Below are 20374 nucleotides of genomic sequence, written 5' to 3' on the forward strand. Positions count from 1 at the left end.
TCAGAGCTTAAAGGCGCTTATTTGCGCTCAAAATCGGCAAATTTTGGCAAATTTAACTATTCCACTATTCCTTTATCTTCCGTTCTCTCGCTCATCGTTAATCTACAATACTTTGAAACAGCCCTGCCTCCCAGGAGGGGAGCCAGGAGGGGAAGTAGGGGATTTGAGCAACTCTCCAAAAATATTGCGCCTTAAAAGGCGGGGTTGCGCAACCCATATTATTTTGATAAAAAATAAAATCAATTCTTATCCATAAATTATCAATTATTCCCCTCCTGGGAGGGGCGAGGGGTGGGTTCCCTGTTCCCAGCTCCGGTGTTCCCTCTTTTGAAGGAGATGTCTATTAGGTAATTTGTCCCAAGTTCCATCAATACCATTACGGTTGCAGAACGCCAAATTTTGGATAAAAATAGCACATCATATAAAATATAGCAAGGAAGGAGTTGGTTAGGACTTATGTTGATGATGAACTTGAGACAGAAAAAAGCTTTTGTTACTGTTCCCTGTTCCCTATTCCCTATTCCCTGTTCCCTGCTATAAATTAGATAAAACTAAGAGTAACATATAATGGTACAAGCACCAGCAAAGATTCAAACTACAGAATTAGCTACCCTCGCCATAGACTTAATTCGTCAGTCCGGATGTGAATATGGGGATATTCGTTTATGTATTTATCGTTCTCAAAATTTAACAGCTCGCGATCGCTCTCTCAACAGATTAGAAGATAAGGTCAATTCTGGTTTTGGAGTGAGAGTTTTGCTCAATGGTGCATGGGGTTTTGCTGCCAGTCATCGCCAAAGTCTAGAAGAGGTAGCTAGAATTGTCGCTCTAGCAGTAGATATTGCTAAGGGTAGTCATCTCTGTCAACAGACACCAGTAAAGTTAGTACCTGTGGAAACCCACCGCGATAGTTATGTTACTCCCATTGAAATTGATCCTTTTGCAGTACCCATTGCGGAAAAGGCAGAATTACTTCTAAATTTGAATGAAAAATTATTGAGTTATGAGGAGCGAGGAGTGAAAAAAGCTGCTTCTTTTCTCCGGTTTACTAAAGAAGAGAAAATATTTGCTTCTACAAATGATTCCTTAATTGAGCAAACAATTTACCGCAGTTATCCTGGGTTTACTTGCACAGCTATTGCCAATAATGATGCTCAAAGTCGTAGTTACGAACGACCTCCTTTGAATATTGGTTATGAGCATATTAACCCCACCGATCTATTGAGTCAGGTAGAGCGAGTTGCGGAGGAAGTAATTGAAAAAGTTTATGCTCCCAAAGGACCTGCAGATATTCGCTCCACCCTCATTTTAAAGCCAACGAATCTATATTTAACAATCCACGAATCAGTTGGACATCCCACAGAATTAGATAGGGTTTATGGTTATGAATCTAATTTTGCTGGTACCAGTTTTGCCACTACCGATAAAATGGGTAAACTTCAATATGCAGCACCCTGGGTGAACTTTAAATGCGATCGTACTCAACCAGGTGGTCGTAGTACAATGGGATATGATGATGAAGGTGTGAAGTCACAAGAATGGTATGTTGTTAAGGATGGGATATTAGTTGATTATCTCACAGACAGAGAGACAGCTTACCGACTTGGACGTGGTAGCAGTAATGGTTGTGCTTTTGCTGACAGTTGGTCGAGTGTACCCATGGTACGCATTCCGAATTTGGGGTTAGAAGCGGGTGCAGATGGTGGTAGTCATACTGCTACTTTAGACGAAATGATTGCTGATACTGAAGATGGGATTTTAATTGATGGTGTTGGTAGTTTTTCTATCGATCAACAACGACGGAATTTTCAATTTGGTGGAGATGCGTTTTGGCAGGTGAAAAAAGGCAAAGTTGTGGGAATGTTGAAAGATGTGACTTATCATTCGATGACTACAGATTTTTGGAATAGTGTTGATGCGGTGGGAAGTGTTTCTGAAAGGGAGCAGTGTGGTACTAATATTTGTGGGAAAGGGGAACCGATGCAGATAGCGCAAATGAGTCATAGTTGTGTACCTGTGCGGGTGCGCGATATTATGATTGGTAGTGCTTCGTAGGTTTTGATTTGCTTCCCTGCCGAAAAATAATGTAGGGACATTCTATAGAATGTCCCTATATTGTAGATTCTAATTTTTGACATCCTCCCGACGTTGCGCATGGCGCGACAACGCGGGATTCCTAAACCTCGCGACTCAGGACTTTCTGCTTCGTAGCACCTGCCTCCGAGGCCAAACCTCTTTCTGGTCTTACGGTCGCTCCACAGACTGACACTGCTAGCCCAGCAGCCTAATTTTTTTTAGAGTAGCATACCCTTGTAAAAACCGCAAGATTGATTGGTTTTCATCCCAACGCTCCCCTTCGGGAGAGCGCGGGTCTTCAACCAACGTTGAGATAAAATTTGTTTAATAGTTGGGAATATTCTTTTGTGAAGTTGTTATATACAATATGATGTTTAAATTATTTAATATCTAAAGCAGGTAAGTAAATTAAGTGTAAAAATAATAAATTTGGGATAAGGTTTTGGATATCGGGGTTATCCTGTTTCTTTTGGCACTTGTCTGCTCCTTTTTCGACTTGTTAAAATATTTTTTAATTAATTTCTACCTACTTATCAATAGTCCTTATTTTCATAGTCTTTTGAGAAAAGTATACTGAAAGTTTTTTAACAAAACTCGGATAATTTGAGGTGATTTTATGAATAATTCAATACCGGAAAAACTGAATACTGAACCAGAACCTTCTTATTCTATGGATAAGAGTGACAATATTTTTCCTGCGGGGAATTATGATACTGTCCTAATTGTTGAAGATCATCAACTTAATGCTCATATGTTTTCCAGAATTCTGAAACAACGCGGTGGATATCCTACGTTACACACAGAAGATGTGGAGGAGATACTAAACTTAGCGGAGTCAGGTAAAATCAGCATTATCTTGATGGATACTTCTCTAGCTCGTAGTGTTTACCAGGGCAAAGCTGTTGATGGAATTGAAATTACTCAAATCTTGAAATCTAATCCTAAAACTGCATTAATACCTGTAGTCTTAGTTACTGCTCATGCAACGTTAGGTGATCGAGAAAATTTTTTGAACGAAAGTGGTGCTGATGCTTATTTCCCCAAACCAATAATGGATCATAAAAAGTTTGTGGATCATGTTACAAAATTGATTGATTCAGCTAAAAGAACAAATAGTTCTGAGATACTTATAAATAACTTTGCAAATCGTCTCGATTATTACATTAAAACAAATGATAAAGTTAGAGGTGAGCTTAAGCAAGCTCAGGATAGAATTGGAGAGTTAGAGAAAAAGCTGAAGGAATATAAAAAATACTACTTACAAAAAGAGGTTGAAACTTCTGTAAAACCTAAGCAAAGATTTAATCTCTGGAGAAGTATAAAAAATCGGCTCCAACCTAATAAACTGGATGGACTCAATTTAGTAAAAAAACAACCTTCATTAGTTGATACCTCTCAGGAAAAAGATATTAGCTACCAAACACATGAAACGTATCAAATAATTTGTGCTGATGTAGTTCATAGTCTGAAAGGAGAATTTTTAAATATTGGAGGAGCTAACGAAGAAATTCGCTACTTATCTAATAACTCACCGGAAATTTTAGAGGAATGTGAAGTAATTCAAAGAAGTCTTGAACATAGCCAAATTTGTCTACAAAAGCTGATATATCATCTTAATATAGGTAAGCCACCGATGGCAGCTATTGAGGTTGATAAACTAATAACTGAAGTTGAATCTTTGTCTAGACACCGATTACCCTCCAATATAGATATGGAAGTCAAGATACAAGAAAATATTAAAGGTAAAACTATTTTGGGAAATTCGGTTCAAATCAAGAGTATTTTGTTTGAATTAATCGGAAATTCTACAAAAGCATTGCATAAACCGGGTAGTAAAATCCAAATATTTGCAAGTTATGAAAATGATGGATTTATTACTCTATCTGTTAAGGATAATGGCTCTGGTATTAGCGATGATTTAAAAAATAAACTGTTTAAAGAAGTTGTAGAAAGTAAAAATGGTTCTGGCATAGGATTATATCTAAGTAATCGAATTATACATCAAATGGGAGGTGATTTAAAACTAGAATCTTCTGAAAAAGGAACTACTATTACTCTTTTATTTAATGAGAGTTGATTTGATATAGCGTTTCTCAAATTGGTGAGATACAGTTTTAGATCCCCCCTAACCCCCCTTAATAAGGGCAGGGCTGTTTCATTCTCAATAGACACGGGGACGCAGAGACACGGAGACACGGAGACACGGGGATAGGGGCTTTTAAGCGGCGTTGAAACAAATATCATCTCAGAGCTTAACGACGCTTATTAGCTGAAAAATCGGCAAATTTTGACAAATTTCACTGTTCCTCTATGTCTATTACTCCCATTCTCTCTAAATCGTTAATATACTATACTTTGAAATAGCCCTGCCCTTAATAAGGGGGGGGGAACTGCTTAAAGGGAGGTTTCAAAGTCCCCCTTTTTAAGGGGGATTTAGGGGGATCGTAAATCTACCTCATCAAGATGATAAATGCTATAAAATATAGAAAAATATGTAAATTAAAATCTAACTTTTTGACAAATTTTTATTTTATTGGAATTATTAATCATGGTATTGAGAATATTAATTGTAGATGATAATAGAGATACCCTCAAAAGATATGTTAAGTCTTTAAAACGTAGACTCAGATTAGAATCTTTTAATTTTGGTACAACACAGGATTTAGACTCTAAATCGCCCATAGAAATAGAGGAATGTGATTCAGTTATCGCAGCACTTAAAAAACTAAGAAATCAACCATTTGAAATTCTAATTGTTGATTTAAAAATTCCAGGTTCATCTGGGGAAGAAATGGGTGGATTAGAATTAATAGATGAGTCAGTAGATCTCGATCCACTTCGTCCTATTATTGTCATCACTGGTTATGCAAATGTAGAATTAGCAAGGCGAACTTTGACTAAAGGTGTGTTTGATTTTATAGAAAAATCTGCCACAGCAATTGAGGATTTAGTATCAGCAGTTCAAAGAGCTATAGATACTCGTAACGAAAAAATTAGGCGAGTGGGAAACCCTTTTACACCAATGACAGGTTTGGAACCTACTGTTTTTGGCGGCAGAACACAGGAACTCCAATTTTTTGAAGATAAGCTCAATAGAGCAATTTATAGTAAATACCGGGAACACTTTCTCATTCTCGGTGATTGGGGAATTGGTAAATCAACATTGTTGAGGGAATATAAAAAAATATGTCAAAGTCGTGGGTATATTTCATGTATTGTTCCCATCGAACCTATTCAAAAAGATACGGGTTTGCTAGAGGTTACTCGTATTATAATAGAAGGGATTTTACATGATTTACCTTATCCTGTCGATCGGTTCAAGAAAGTTCTTGAATTCTTTAATTCTCTTGAAATTAAGATACTGGGAACTGGAGTAAAGTTTGAGCGCAGCAATAATAATAACCAGGAAATAATATCACCTAAAGCTTTTTTACGAGATACTCTCAGCAAACTATGGGAAGACATTGAAGATAAAACCGATGTATTTGTTATCCTGCTTGACGACTTAGAAAATTTGGCAGCAGTTCCAGAGATTTTGATGACATTAAAATCAGCACTAACAGATTCACTTATGGAAACTAAAATTCTAGTTGGTTTGGCATCAACTTCTACAAATTGGGTAGAGATAACATCTGTTCAAAAACACCATCCCGTCTCTAGATACTTTTTGTCTAGAGTCGAACTGACTTCCTTAACTGAAAAAGAAGTTAAAGAAACCATCCGAGAGTCTCTTGCTGGAACAGGAGTTTCATTCAGTCAAGAAGTTATGCAGAATATATTAAAATATTCTGGCGGACATCCATTCGAGATGCAATTACTGTGCTATCACCTTTTCAGTAATCATCTGTCAAGATATGTAGAAATTGATATTTGGGAGAAAGCTTTACAAGCAACTGTGAGAGATGTGGGAAATGCTATTTTTGAAAAGTGGTGTTCTGATCTGAGTGTTGATGAAGCAAAAGTTCTAAGGATACTTGCAGGAAATGATAATTCTGTAACACTTGAAAAGCTAACTGCTACTTTTGAGGTAGAAAACTTGATGATTCCTATGAAGTATTCAGTTGAAGAAGTATTGAAAAGTCTTTTGCAACGAAAGCTCATAGATAGAGATATTTATGGTAATTATGTAGTCAAGGATCGGATGTTTTGTACCTACCTCATTACTCATCTAAATTACCCATTAGTCTAGAGGGCAGCAGGATAGCATCTTCTATTATCTGGACTTACGCAAACTATCAAACTATACACCATTTGTAGGGGCGGTTTCCTAACTATCACAGAAATATTACAATTGAAATAGGATTACTATATTATGATTTTGCCCCCCTAGCCCCCCAATTTTGGGGGGAATAAAACTCTAAAAGTCCCCCAGGATTGGGGGATGCGCGGGGGCTTTACCAGAACTAAACAATCGTGCATTCATACTTTAAATAATTTTGCCCCCCTAGCCCCCCAAATTTGGGGGGAATAAAACTCTAAAAGTCCCCCAGGATTGGGGGATTTAGGGGGCTGTTTCATGGCTATTATTTATCTCGTAGCGATCGCTAATTTCTAACTCAAAAATTCTCTAAAGTAAACTTAACCAAAACTTAACATTAATATAGGATAATCGATCGACGGACAAATCTGTCTGTAAAAAAACACAAAACTAATAGCTTAATAGCTGATAGCTGACAACTGAATGCTTACCCAACTGACAACCACTAAATATCTCTAGAGAAAAGAACACCATGGACAGACGTAAATTTATTAAAAATTCATCTCTATTTGCTCTCTCCTTAGCCGGAGCAAAATTAGCTAATTTAACATTCTCACCCCAAACATTAGCTCAGGTAAAAGAACTAAAATTTGGCATTATTTCTACCGAATCTCAAAGTAATCAAAGACCAATTTGGGAACCATTTATCAAAGCATTTTCTGACTCTATTGGTTTACCAGTTAAAGCATTTTATGTGACTCAATATGTAGCAGTAATTGAAGCTATGCGAACTGGAGATATCCACCTAGCTTGGTATGGAGGAAAATCCTATATTGAAGCAGCAGCACGCGCTAAAGCTGAAGCATTTGCCCAGGTAGTAGATACAGAAGGTGGTAAAGGTTATTACTCTCATTTAATTACTAACAAAAATAATCCTATAGTTGCTCAAGCTAAAGCAATGGGAGGCGATAAATATGTAATTAAAAATGCAAGTAATTTAACATTTGCTTTTAACGATCCGAACTCTACATCCGGTTTTTTAGTACCGAGTTACTATGTTTTTGCTCAAAACGAAGTTGACCCCAAAAAAGCATTTAAACGCTTAATTTTTTCCGGCAGTCACGAAGCAACAGCTTTAGCAATAGCCAATAATCAAGTAGATGTAGCTACTAATAATAATGAAGCTTTAGACCGACTCCAAAAAACAAATCCAAAAGCAAGAGCTAATATAGAAATTATCTGGACTTCTACTTTAATTCCTAGCGATCCAATTGCTTATCGTAAAGATTTACCAGCAGATTTAAAACAGAAAATTCGCAACTTTTTCTATAACTATAAAGAAGCAAAAGTTCTCCAACCTCATGGTTGGTCTGGCTTTGCTCAAGCAAATGATAAAATCTGGAATCCAGTTCGGGAATTAGACCTAGCTAAAAAGATTTTAGAATTAGAAAATAAGGAAAAGATGAGTGCTAAAGATAAACAACAATTAGAGGAATTTCGCCAACAATTAAAGGCTATAAAAAGTAATTAAATTACCCTAGTTATACCATGTTTGGTAAAACAGTCATAATTAGGCTCATAGTTGGGCTTTAGCCAATATCAAGCTCGTCAAGTCACCAAGCCAAGGATTGAAATCCTTGGCTAATAGTTTAAGTCATCTTAAGATGACTCTTGAGATAACTCTTGAGGAGTATGCCATCTTTTTCATCTTTATTATATCGTGTTTAATTAGTGCAACTATTAACGTTAATATCATGTTCTCATTGACATACTCCCGACGTTGCGCTAACGCGACATGACGATGACGAACGCGGGATTCTTCAGTCAGAAAAAAAAGCTGACTGCTGTTTATACAGAGGTGATGTCCTCCCCCTGTGTTTAGAACAATTAAAATCTATTTATTTGTAATTGTCAATAGCTATAAATTCATATACTACAATATAAGATGTATACTACAAAGAGAAAATCCCCGATGAACAACACAGATAGCGCCCGGCTTTCCCATACGGCGCTCCCCTCCGGGAGAGCGCGGGACTTCCCGCCGGGGGAGTTAAATAACTGTAATAAAAAATCTTTCCCCAACCTGGTAGGGACGTTGCATGCAACGTCCCTACATTGCGGTTAATTAATGTTACTTGATAAGTAGAACGGTGCAAAAAAACAGCAAGTTAGTAACTAAAAGTAAATTTGCCAAAAACTCTCTTCCCTTCTGCCTCCTGCCTTCTGCCTCCTGCCTTTTCATAACGATAATTTTCAACACCAACCTACTTATTAAGATGTTGGTAGTGCGGGCATCTTGCCCGCGAAGGATATACCTCACACCTGATAAAATCTGCTGTCAAACACTATCAGTAACACTACTAAAATTAAATGCCTTCACCCTTAGTCCAGGCAAAACACTATCACCATAACGTTGTACTTTACTCACCGCATCCACATCTCGCAACATATCAGGCAAAATCTGATTAAACCGCAAATTTTTAATCGGATAAGCAATCTTACCATCCTCAATCCAAAAAGTACCATCCCGTGTCATACCAGTCATCTCCAATGTCCGAGGATTAACATAACGCACATACCACGAACGATTTACCAAAACAGCTCTTTCCGTCTGAGCAATTAAGTCGGCCAAACTTTGTTCAGAACCCTCCATCACCACTGGAAACATATAACCCGTAGGTTCCTTACCATTTTGTGCTGCCCAATAACGACTATAAGATAAAGTCTGTGGCACACCATCCTTAATCACCTCCAGATAATGATTACTCAACCCACTACTAGAGAAAGTCTCCAACTGCAACAAAGGATGTCCTGGATAGCGCTGCATCTGGACTAAAGGACTAAACATTTTTTCTCCAACTCGGTTGCCCACTGGTTTACCTGTTTCATCAGTACGCGACATAAACGATCGCCCCTCATCTGCCGCCCGTGCATCTAAATTAAATATTAGCCAAATTAATAGGTTGTCTAAAGCTGCCCCACTGAAAATCACAGGATAAACACCAGGACTAATTTCTCTAGGTTGGCGAGAGGCAAAAGCTCGGTTTATCAATTCCTCCGTTAGAGTTTCAATAGGTAATTGGTTTATTCCGCAGGCAGTGCTACGACTCCAACTAGAGCCATTTTCAATTCTTGCCGTAAAACTAAAATCTGCTCTTGTATATTTACTATAGGCACGTAACCCAACCGAGTTGGCGATCGCCCCTAAAAATGTATCTGTACTGAGAGTTCCGGAACCATCAACTCCTGCGTTGGCACTCATAGCACATACCTGTTGTACTATTTTTCCTCGCTCTAGTGGGGAGATAGTAGCAGTCAACTCATCAAAAGCAGGAGTACGTTTTTCATATTCTTGAGGTTCAAGTAGTGGCACCCATTCCGGATCTTGTGGAGCAATGCGGGCAAGTTCCTCCGAAGTGCGAATAGTAGATGTAATAGCATCCGAGTCTAATTCTGTAGTGGAGGCAGTGGCACTGCGAGTTCCGAAATAACTGGTAATATTGAGTTCAAATTTTGTTTTAGTAATATTCTGACTAATTTGATTTTCTGAGTAGCGACTTAGGGATGATTCGTTGTTGTTCAAACTGACGACAATACCCTCTGCCTCAGATTTTTTTATAGTTGTTTCTAATAAAGATAAAGCTTCATCTTCACTAAGAAGATTTGGTTTAATGGCTGTAGTCATTTCAGTTATCAGTTACAGCACTTACCGCTGTTATAAAGTACTTATATTTATGGTTTTAGGGAACAGGGAACAGGGAACAGGGAACAGGGAATAGACAAAAAATATTCCCGATTCTCAGTTATACCTCATTAGTAAAAAATCTACTGTATTATATCAAATCCGCTTAATTCGGTATCAAAAATGTTCCATCTCCCTATCTCCCCATCTCTCCATATTACACACTTGCTTTTATCTTTTATTTTGCAGGTTTAATACCCCACCGTCTACACGGTGCTTAAAATTGCTTGGAGTTAGTAGACACGGAGTTGCCAGTCGTTGAATCTATATGTAATTTTCCCTTCCGCCTTCCGCCTTCTGCCTTCTGCCTTCTGCCTTCTGCCTTCTGCCTTCTGCCTTCTGCCTTCTGCCTTCTGCCTTCTGCCTTCTGCCTTCTGCCCTCTGCCTTATTCAAGGCTTTGTAGTAACAGCCTCAATTCTTTGTCTGGATTGATTTACATAGGTTGTCGATCTATAAAAATTGAAGTATAATTGTAATATGAAAGGCACTCACCTGAATTAGTTGTTTTATAGAGTGCCTGGCTCAAAAAATTAAGTCATAATGAGGATTATATCATGGTTAGTTATGTTGGTATTCAATCCACTCATTTTCCCAATGAAATAATTTCAGAAATTCAGCCATTAGTACCGTTAGAAATTAAAATTGAATGTCTAAAAACTGTTGGGGTTAGTAATACTCCCCAAATAATTTATCGCACATCAAAAGGACGGTGCAGCACTTTTTTATCTAAGGCTCAATTTCTCAATTGTTTACTCTGTTTTTTGCAAATTAAACAGCACAAAATAGGCAAAATTAAAAGTTATAATTTTCAACATTCTGGCATAAATATTAATACTGAAAATGGCAAGTATTTGATTGTTTATCCAGAAATTAATGCTTTTCTAGAACGATATAATCGGGCAGCATTAGAAAAATTAGAAGTCGAATTAACTGCTATTAGTGCTGTGGTTAGAAATCCGATGAAAGGAACTGTTGCTGAAGTGAATAATATTGGTTGTAGTTGTGCAGATATGATTTATCGTCGCACAATTTGTAAACATCAAATTGCAACTCAGTTACATCTACAGTCAAATGGATGGGGTTCTTTGACAGAATATTTACAACACAATAATGTAGGAGAAAAGTGGGAGGAAAAATTATTAGCTATGGCTAAAGTTGCGAAATCAGATTTAGGGTTATAAGTGTAATTTATCTACACTGACGCTAAGGCTTTTCAGTAATTTTCGTGGTATCAAGGGATAAAAATTCGCATTGTCCCTTGATAGTATTCAATATCTATCGCAATTTCTACTAAGCGGTTGAGGCAACGCTCTCGATAATTTGAGTCTGCTAGGAGTCGCTCGACATTAGCAACCGTTAATACAGGAAGGGAAGTCGGAGTATTTTCTTCACGAATTACTTGCTCCAAAGAATCTTTGCCTTTCATGTTTCGGTTAGCAGTTAACAAAATCATTTGATTAGCTTGTGCAAACCGCCAAACTTCGCGATCGCTACTATTCATGGGCAACTCCACTTCGGAAAAACTAACAAAACGAATATCAATCAAATCTAGCCACCCACTAGCTGTAAGACTCCCCAGTAGAATCAAAGCAGGCCCATTAAGATTGTAATCTATTAAAAAGTTCATGCTTTTGATTCCAGTAAAGCTTTAGATGCTTGAAGTTTAGCGCGGATAGCTTCTGTTCCTGGTTTTGGGGGTATGGTAGCGATGCGGGCCAACAACGGTCCATTTTTTGCCTCCCAATATTTTTGGAGAGTTTCTGCTTCAGTTAGCACTGTTTGATATTCTGCCTCAACCTCCGGACGATGAGCTTCAATGTAAGATAAAGCTGCTTGAAGTTGCTCGTCTGTGAGACATAGCATACTGCTGATGAAGTGGGGTGGATACTGAGCCGTTAAATAGTCCATGATGTCGTAGATGGTTATGCGAGTCCCTGCAATTGTTAATCCTCGTTCTGTGAGCACAATCGCATTTTGTTGACTGGATAAAGGAATCATATTAAGAAAGACCTTTGAATTTATCTTAAAAATTATATTTTAACCGCAAATTTTGGGCTATGTTATGTATTGCTTCGAGGTTCCTTGCTTTTCAAGACACAGCAAAACCTGTATATTTACGTTTATAGGGTGCATGAAAAGCTAGAACAATATCTGATGGTGGCACTCCTAAATCTACCAATTCACTAGCAATGCCAATTTCTGTACCATCATGTTGTATCCAGATTTTTTCATTTTTAATATCTATTTGTAAAACACAACCCCGTACTCTTCTATTACCATGCCAACCTACATTTATAAGTTGATAATGGTCCCGTTCTTCGTCAAAAATGACTTGAACTTCTATATCTCCATAAGATGGTTTATATTGACTATAGTCGGTAATAATCTTTTTGATATTTGCTCGATATTTAGCTAATTTTTCCATTGCACAATTACCTCCCTATTGGGATCGTATATGATTAATTTTATTTGATTTTCTTCAACAACTATTTGAGTAAATATAAGAGTGAAAAAACTTTCATAAGTATCTTCAGACACAGCTAGATAGAGAGTTCTTTCTGGTTGACTTCTCCTTAATACTGTACGGTAGTTAATAAATTGCCCCAAAGCACTATGAAATTCATAAATTAGGGATTGTCGAACAAAACTTTTGATTTCAACAGCTATTTTTTTTCCATCTTTTTCTGCACCAACAAGTTTTTCTGCACCCAAATCGACATACATATCAACTCCTCCGAATTCTAAAAAAAGAGGGTCATCAGTGATAATCCAACTTTCTTTGATTAAGGCGTTTTTTACAACATCATGGAAAATGTCTTTTGCAGGCATAATTATATATTAATACTTGACAATTATTTGATACTATTATATAATTTTTTTCGTCTTCTCTGGTAAGCTTTATACTTCTCCAATTTTGTGAATTTAACTAATGTTAAAAATCTTAAGTCTTAAATCTTTTTCCAATAATTTTTAAGTAGTAGCGAACTGACACATTTATAAAATGGTTAATTGTGCGTTATGACAGCTGTCTAAAGCCCCCTAATGGACTACAGTCAAAACTACAGGTAGAATTTTTAGAATCTGGCTGTGGTTGGTTACCCTAATTGGTTATGGCAGTTGGACGAAGAATACAAAAATTTACATTGGGAAGTCAAAAATATGATATAATTCCTCTTAGAATCAGAGTATTTTCGCTGTCAATGTTATCTTGTGGTTGACCTATTCCTAAATGACTGGTCTTTTTTGATGATGTAAATAACAATTTGAGGAGGTAGTAAGATTTATGATGCCTTTCGACTTAGATAGTACTAATAATCAAAAATTACCTGGATATGAAGTTCTATCCCCAAATTTATCTCAGGGGGAAAAATTTCAATACCAAATTCTTTTAGTCGAAGAAGATGATAACTCTCATCTCGAAATCAAAACAACAGTATATACAGGAACTAAAAAGTATTTAAAAGAAAAGTTGCCAGGAATAGGAAATGAAAAAATAGACAATTTTCCCCATGAGGGATTAGACATGAAGGCAGTGATGAAGTTTAAGAAAAAGAGCTTAGATGATAAGATGTTTATCAATCAATATCATGCTTTGCGGAGGCTTCTGGCAGCGAGAAAATTATCTCAATTGATTGCTGAGACATGGCTCAGGGATGATCAAATAGAAGCGACTATTGATGAAAAGACATCATTAGTAGACCCAACAATTAGTAGTAATCAAGAGACAGAAATAAAAGAGGAGAAAGTATTAACATTAAAGATTATTAGGAAACTATTTCTGAGTGCTAATAGACCGCCAGATCGTACTAAGTCTGAATCTTCAGCAACTAAATCTGACTGTCAAATGATTATCAAGAAAAATCAAGAAAGTTGGCGAAATATCTGTTTGAATTTGTTGTTTTGTGGACAAGCTTATTACAAAAAAGGCGATCGATATATAGAAGTATTAAAGAGTCCGATTATTTCCACTTATGAAGCGTCTTGTTTTTTCAGTTTCCAGGTAGTTTGGAACAGCTTTGTAGGGACTTTGGAAGAGATTCAGCAGGTAGGAAAGAATCAACCTCCTTTTTACAGAGTTTTCATTCCTTACCCTCAACGTCCTAATGTAGTAGAAAAGGTAGATTGCGATGACGATGGACTATTTCAACCCATACTAACTGCCGATACAATCAAAAATTGGGCCTATTCCCAGGATATAGTACGGAAACCAAAATCTACAGAATTCCCATTTGCAAAGAAAAAGTGGAACTCAAAAGACGGCATCCATATAGAATATGTTTCGCCACCTTATCCTTATTTACCAATGAGTTGTGCTACCTAAGTTAAGCTCTAATTAACAATAAGTAAGCAAACTGATCAAATTAACTCGATCGCCTAACGATAATTTTGTCACTATTAATGTTATATTGCGGTTAGTTTGGCTATCTGTAATTAAAGCATCCATCGGTAGCGTCAAATCAAGTAATATTTTTCACAGTTTTCCTGATGATGAAAAAATATGTAGTAGAAAGCTTTAGTAAATAGTTAAAGATGAACTAAACTTTAGATAAAGTTAGAGTTTAATTATCTACGGAATCTCCGGAGTTTACTAGCAAACATATGCACAACAAAAATGGTCAACTAAGGTAACAAGCAGAATTATATCTGTCTATTGACCTCTCTGAAGCTTATCTTGCTCAGATAATTGAGTTTATTGGGTCTGAAATTTAATATTTGGCTCAGATGATCCAGACATGGATAGTTAGTCATATGTTATTAAAAATGTTGTAGAGCTTAAGGAAAAGTTATCTCAGGAGATAGTGAACAAGATTGTTTGGGATAATCCCAGATGTTTTGATCGCATTTGAGGCAAAATCCACGAGATTTATGATGACTAAAATGCTAAAAGGATATTCAATTATTGATGCTGATTCCCACGTTATTGAACCTCCTAGTATGTGGGCTGAGTATCTCGATCCAGAATTTAAGCAGTTTGCCCCTTCAGCAGAAATGAAAATTAAAGGGGAAAAAATTGCGGACAAAATATCTGAACAATTGCAGGAGATAGGAAATAAGCAGATGATGGAAGCTCACCCCAATGCTTATTTTCATGGCTACCACTCCGAGTCTCATATCCAAGAAATGCTGCTGATGGGGATCGATCTGGCATTCCTTTATCCAACTCATGGATTGTTGCTTTGGGGTATCAATACTATGGAACCTGAAGTTGCAGGAGCTTTCACTCGTGCCTACAATACTTGGTTATTTGAAGAATTTTGTAGTTACGATCCAGAACGCTTGAGAGGAGTGGGCGCAATTAATCTTCATCAACCAGAGAAGATGGTGTTAGAATTGCATCAAATTGCTAAATATGGTGCTAAAGCAGTTTTTTTACGGCCTAATCCCATAAAAGGAAGATTGTTGAGCAACCCTGCTTATGAACCTTTTTGGGCAGAGTGTGAAAAATTGAATATAGCTATCGGTATTCACGAAGGTGCTCATAGTTGTCTACCAACTACAGGTGCTGAAAGATTCCAGACTCATTTTGCTCTTCATGCTTGCTCCCATCCCATGGAACACATGATGGGTTTATTAGCTTTAATTGAAGGAGGAGTACTGGAACGCCATCCCTGTCTGAGAGTGGGATTCCTGGAATCAGGTTGTGGTTGGCTTCCCTATTGGTTATGGCGACTGGATCAAGAATACGAAAATCTGTATTGGGAGGTGAAAGATACTATTAAAATAAGACCGTCAGAATATTTTCGTCGTCAGTGTTTTGTTTCTATTGAACCCTCTGAGCCTTATATTTCTCAGATTATTGAATATATTGGCTCTGACAATTTAATCTTTGGCTCAGATTACCCTCACATTGATCATCAATCAGATATTGTCGATCAATTGGTAGGGCTTGAGAAAAATTTATCGAAAGAAACGCTGAAAAAGATTACTTGGGATAATCCTGCTCGCTTTTATAGTCTAGTCTGAAATTATTATCCTGATTGTTAACCATTAGAACTAATAGGAGTTAGAAAATGACATCTTCTTATACACACAATTCTATTCATAGCTTGAAATCCAATTTATCTGTTAGCCAACCCATGGTAAATTGTTATGAGCTAAAAGATATAGAAAGAGACGAAGTAAATATTGATGAATACATCTTTCAAATACTGCTATATGAGGATAACAAATTTAAATTAGTGTATGGAAAGAAAAAAAATATATATGGAAAATATAACATAGATTCTTTATCTTCAGGAGTAAAAGTCGATGAAAGTTTTGTTAAAAAAGGAGATATTGAATACCCAACTGTGTTTTTTTTACTAAAATGTCGTAAATTATCTCAGCTTATAGCTTCTACTTGGCTTAATCCGGAAGTAGACGATCTCTCATATAATCAAATAACATTGACCAGAAAAATATTGGATTCATATAATATTTTCCCGCCGGAGACTTGGTGGGTAAATGATGACTATGAACTCGAAGAATTAAAAGGTCAGTTGGAAGGAGACATTAAAAATCTGCTTTATTGCATTACACCTACACACGTAAGTTATCGGTCAATATCTTTAGTCCTTTTATTGTGTGGGCAAGCATATTACAAAAATTCGGATGATGATACTTGGACAAAAATTTGTGACCCCATCTTTACTACCTATGAAACTATTTGGGAGTATGGATTAGATATATCTTGGGATACATATTATGCTACTAGGATAGATATTTCCCAAGCAGGAGCAAGACCATTACCTCCTTTTACCTCAGTTGTTCTAAGCTATCCTCCGAAACCCAATGAGTTTTCTCTTTCAGATGACAAGATTGCAAGCTGGGTTAATTCAAATGAACATGAGCATGGTGAAAATAAGTTCCCATTTTATCCCAAGCAATTCATAGACACAACAAACCAGACTGAAACAGATCAATGGAAGCGGAAGGATTTACAGTATATCACTCCTCCCTATCCTTATATTCCTCTTAGCTGTATGTAATTAAAACATCGATAGGTATCGCTAAATTAAGTAATGGTTTTCACAGTTTCCCTGATGATGAATGATGAATAAATATTTACTAAAAGACTTTGGTAAATACTTAAAGATGAACTAAACTTGTAGATAAAGTTAGAGTTTAATTATCTACGGAATTTCCAGAGTGTACTAGCAAACATATATACAAAAATAGTCATCAAGGTGACAAGCAGAATTATATTTGTGTATCATGTAGTCGCCAGTTCCTTATTTTGTAGCTGTGCAACAAAGCCGTTTTCAACTAATTTTTTTATTATTTGACAATAATTTTAGGAGGAAGTAAAACTTATGATCCCTGTTTCTTTAGTTAATAATCAAAAATTCTTAGGCTGTTCAGACAAAAGTGTAAGCGAGAAACAATCTCCGCTATATCAGATACTTATAGTTGAAGAAGAAACTGAAGAACCTAATTCTCTATCTCCAAATCTAGGGTTAAAAACAAGAGTATATACAGGTAACAAAGCAGAATTAAAACGCAAATTTGAAAAAATAAGTCAAGACATAGATAACTTGCCTAATGAGGGAGTAAATATGGATGATGTAATGTCCCTCAAGCTCTATGAATCATTAGCTGAAAAAGATAAGTTGCTTTTTATAGATCAGTATTCTGCTGTGCGAAGACTTCTGCAAGTGAGAAAAATATCTCAATTGATTGCCCAAACGTGGTTAAAGGATTCAAAGGATAAGAATATGGATATTATCACGAAACTTTTACTTCGTGGTAATGAACCACCAGATAAACATATAATAAAAAATAAAGATAGACAGATAATAATGAGTGAGGACACAAAAAACAGACAGATGATTATAATCCCAAGCCAAGAACATTGGCAAACCATCTGTTTAAATTTGTTCTTTTGTGGACAAGCTTATTTGAAACAAGACAATAAGTTTTATCAACTAAATCCCTATGGCTCGATTATGTCCACTTACGAATCGGCTTCTTTGTATATTTTGGAGATAGGTTGGGACAGCTTTGCAGGTGTTATGAAAGAGATTCAGCATACGGGTGTAGCCAATCCTCTACCCCCTTACTACAAAGCAGTAATTCCTTATCCTCCACGCCCTGATGTAGCAGATGAAAAAGGAGAAAATGAATTATCCAAACCTATACTTACTGATAAGATGATCAGAAGCTGGGCAAAAGCAGATGATGTAGGAGGAAATTTGCCATTTTGTGAGCAGAGATGGAATCCAGACGATGGAATCAACATTAAATATGTTGTTTCTCCTTACCCTTATATGGTAGCGAGTACTTGTAGTTAAATTAAGCCTTAATGAAAAAATAAGCCATAGTGAGCAAAGTGCTAAACTTCATTCTGTCAACTTACCTTATGGCTTACTAATTAAGAGCTTATGCAAACTAACTACCAAATCACCAAAAGAATCTATGAAAGTCCTAACTCCTTAATCTATCGAGCTACTTTAAATGAAAATAATAACCCGATTATTCTCAAAGTACTCAAAGAAAACTACCCTACTGCTTCCGAACTCACCCGCTACAAACAAGAATATGAAATTACTCGTTCTTTAAATGTAGATTCTATTATTAAAGCTTATGACTTACAGCGATATGAAAATAGTTTAGCAATACTCTTAGAAGACTTCGGCGGTCAATCTCTAAAATTACTAATATCTCAATCTCAATTAAACTTAGAAAACTTTCTAACCATCGCTATTAAAACAACAGAAAGTCTAGCAGCAATTCATAAATATAATATTATCCACAAAGACATTAACCCCTCAAATATTGTCTATAACCCCCAAACAAAACAACTAAAAATCATCGACTTTGGCATATCTACCCGTTTATCCCAAGAATTTCTCACAGTCGTTCCCCCTAACCAAATAGAAGGAACTTTAGCATATATCGCCCCAGAACAAACAGGTAGAATGAACAGAGGTATAGATTATCGTAGCGATTTTTATTCCCTGGGCGTAACTTTCTATGAACTTTTAACCAATAAACTACCTTTTGAAACAACAGACCCCATGGAGTTAGTTCATTGTCATATTGCCCAACAACCATTATTAGTAAATGAACTAATTCCCAACATTCCTAATTCTGTCTCTAATATCATCAACAAACTATTAGCAAAAACCCCAGAAGAAAGATATCAAAGTGCTTGGGGAATTAAAGCAGATCTACAAACCTGTCTAGAGCAATTCAATACTATAGGAGAAATTTCAGACTTTCCTTTAGCAACTCAAGATATTTGTGAGAAATTTCAGATTCCTCAAAAACTCTATGGTCGAGAAAAAGAAGTCGAGCAACTATTAACAACATTTGAAAAAGTCAGCCTTGGAACAGCAGAATTAATCCTAATTTCTGGTTATTCAGGAATTGGCAAATCAGCATTAGTCAATGAAATTCATAAACCCATTATAAAGCAACGAGGAAAATTTATAAGTGGAAAATTCGACCAACTCCAGAGAGATATTCCTTATTCAGCTATTTCTCAAGCTTTTCAAGAGTTAATCCGTAAATTGCTCTGTGAACCAGAAATTACTCTGCAAACTTGGAAAAATCAACTATTAGAAGCTTTAGGAAATAACGGTAAAATTATTATTGATGTAATTCCCGAACTAGAAAAAATCATCGGTAAACAACCACAATTTGAACAATTAGGAGCTACTGAAAGTCAAAATAGATTTAATTTATTCTTTCAAAGATTTTTGAATGTTTTCTGTAAAAAAGAACATCCTTTAGTAATCTTTATTGATGATCTACAATGGGCAGATTTATCATCTCTGAACTTAATTGAGCAATTAATGTCAGATGATGAGAACCAATATTTTCTTTTAATTGGAGCATATAGAGATAATGAAGTTAGTCCTACCCATCCTCTAGTACGGACTTTAGAGAAAATTAAGACTGCACAAGTACCAGTATCGGAAATTACTCTTGAGTCCTTAAAAATTAATCATATTAATCAATTAATTGCCGATACCCTAAGTTGCTCTACAGACATTACCAAACCTTTAGCGGAATTAGTTGCCAAAAAAACAGGAGGCAACCCATTTTTCCTGACTCAACTGCTTGATTCTTTATATCAAGAAAATTTATTAGTCTTTAACTCTCATAAGCAACAAGATAATCGACAAAGTTATTGGCAATGGGATATAGAAGAAATTGAAAGAGTTTCTATTACAGACAATATAGTTGAATTGATGGTAGGTAAAATTGAAAAATTGGATGAAAAAACTCAACAAGTTCTTAAATTAGCAGCTTGCATTGGCAATAAATTTAATTTGGAAATCCTGGCTATCGTTAATAATAAATCTCAAACAGTAACAGCTAATGAATTACAATCTGCGTTACATGAAGGGCTGATTTTTCCCTTGAAAAATAA

General features: G+C 36.2%; 16 protein-coding genes. 10 read left to right on the forward strand and 6 right to left on the reverse strand.

Features of this window, described 5'->3' with window-relative positions:
* The first annotated feature begins 567 nt into the window (after nt 1–567).
* From F6K54_RS20055 to phnD, 4 genes are all read left to right on the forward strand, one after another.
* Complete coding sequence (locus F6K54_RS20055; protein ID WP_293080970.1) at nt 568–2055, forward strand: TldD/PmbA family protein; 1488 nt, start codon at nt 568–570, stop codon at nt 2053–2055.
* A gap of 637 nt (nt 2056–2692) precedes the next feature.
* Nucleotides 2693–4153, forward strand: a complete 1461-nt coding sequence (locus F6K54_RS43815; RefSeq protein ID WP_375341984.1) for a hybrid sensor histidine kinase/response regulator — start codon at nt 2693–2695, stop codon at nt 4151–4153.
* Nucleotides 4154–4624: 471 nt separating this feature from the next.
* Complete coding sequence (locus F6K54_RS20070) at nt 4625–6265, forward strand: response regulator (protein WP_293080973.1); 1641 nt, start codon at nt 4625–4627, stop codon at nt 6263–6265.
* Nucleotides 6266–6806: 541 nt separating this feature from the next.
* Nucleotides 6807–7805 carry a phosphonate ABC transporter substrate-binding protein gene (phnD, locus tag F6K54_RS20075; RefSeq protein WP_293080976.1) on the forward strand — a complete coding sequence of 333 codons (999 nt, stop codon included), beginning with the start codon at nt 6807–6809 and terminating at the stop codon, nt 7803–7805.
* 807 nt (nt 7806–8612) lie between these two features.
* On the opposite strand, the gene F6K54_RS20080 is transcribed toward phnD, so the two are convergent.
* Together F6K54_RS20080 and F6K54_RS20085 are read right to left on the reverse strand one after the other, a co-directional pair.
* The gene (locus F6K54_RS20080; RefSeq protein ID WP_293080979.1) at nt 8613–9959 is read right to left on the reverse strand and encodes a TldD/PmbA family protein; all 1347 of its coding nucleotides are present in this window, start codon (nt 9957–9959) and stop codon (nt 8613–8615) included.
* A gap of 274 nt (nt 9960–10233) precedes the next feature.
* A complete protein-coding gene (locus tag F6K54_RS20085; protein WP_293080982.1) occupies nt 10234–10410 on the reverse strand; it encodes a hypothetical protein in 177 nt (58 codons plus the stop codon).
* Nucleotides 10411–10571: 161 nt separating this feature from the next.
* Between F6K54_RS20085 and F6K54_RS20090 the strand changes: the two genes are divergently transcribed.
* Nucleotides 10572–11198 (forward strand): hypothetical protein, encoded by a 627-nt coding sequence (locus F6K54_RS20090; protein ID WP_293080985.1) that lies wholly within the window; start codon nt 10572–10574, stop codon nt 11196–11198.
* Nucleotides 11199–11248: 50 nt separating this feature from the next.
* Here the strand turns inward: F6K54_RS20090 and F6K54_RS20095 are convergent, their stop codons facing one another.
* The 4 genes from F6K54_RS20095 to F6K54_RS20110 all read right to left on the reverse strand — a co-directional run bounded on the left by F6K54_RS20095 (nt 11249) and on the right by F6K54_RS20110 (nt 12846).
* Nucleotides 11249–11644 carry a DUF5615 family PIN-like protein gene (locus F6K54_RS20095; protein ID WP_293080988.1) on the reverse strand — a complete coding sequence of 132 codons (396 nt, stop codon included), beginning with the start codon at nt 11642–11644 and terminating at the stop codon, nt 11249–11251.
* Nucleotides 11641–11982 (reverse strand): DUF433 domain-containing protein, encoded by a 342-nt coding sequence (locus F6K54_RS20100; RefSeq protein WP_366558181.1) that lies wholly within the window; start codon nt 11980–11982, stop codon nt 11641–11643. The genes F6K54_RS20095 and F6K54_RS20100 overlap by 4 nt, the downstream gene beginning before the upstream one ends.
* 124 nt (nt 11983–12106) lie before the next feature.
* Entirely contained in the window at nt 12107–12442 is a 336-nt protein-coding gene (locus F6K54_RS20105; RefSeq protein ID WP_293080993.1) for a XisI protein, read from the reverse strand.
* The gene (locus F6K54_RS20110) at nt 12430–12846 is read right to left on the reverse strand and encodes a XisH family protein (protein WP_293080996.1); all 417 of its coding nucleotides are present in this window, start codon (nt 12844–12846) and stop codon (nt 12430–12432) included. Before F6K54_RS20110 ends, F6K54_RS20105 begins: the two co-directional genes overlap by 13 nt.
* 454 nt (nt 12847–13300) lie before the next feature.
* Here F6K54_RS20110 and F6K54_RS20115 point away from each other — a divergent pair, with 454 nt between their 5' ends.
* From F6K54_RS20115 to F6K54_RS20140, 5 genes are all read left to right on the forward strand, one after another.
* Entirely contained in the window at nt 13301–14338 is a 1038-nt protein-coding gene (locus F6K54_RS20115; protein ID WP_293080999.1) for a hypothetical protein, read from the forward strand.
* Between the two features lie 557 nt (nt 14339–14895).
* Nucleotides 14896–15981 carry an amidohydrolase family protein gene (locus tag F6K54_RS20120; RefSeq protein ID WP_293081002.1) on the forward strand — a complete coding sequence of 362 codons (1086 nt, stop codon included), beginning with the start codon at nt 14896–14898 and terminating at the stop codon, nt 15979–15981.
* A 47-nt stretch (nt 15982–16028) separates the two neighbouring features.
* Complete coding sequence (locus tag F6K54_RS20125) at nt 16029–16985, forward strand: hypothetical protein (protein ID WP_293081005.1); 957 nt, start codon at nt 16029–16031, stop codon at nt 16983–16985.
* 324 nt (nt 16986–17309) lie between these two features.
* Complete coding sequence (locus F6K54_RS20135; protein ID WP_293081007.1) at nt 17310–18287, forward strand: hypothetical protein; 978 nt, start codon at nt 17310–17312, stop codon at nt 18285–18287.
* Between the two features lie 90 nt (nt 18288–18377).
* Nucleotides 18378–20374, forward strand: a 1997-nt coding sequence (locus tag F6K54_RS20140; RefSeq protein ID WP_293081010.1) for a serine/threonine-protein kinase PknK, incomplete at its 3' end; no start/stop codon positions are given.

The organism is Okeania sp. SIO3B5 (assembly GCF_010692555.1).
GTDB lineage: Bacteria > Cyanobacteriota > Cyanobacteriia > Cyanobacteriales > Microcoleaceae > Okeania.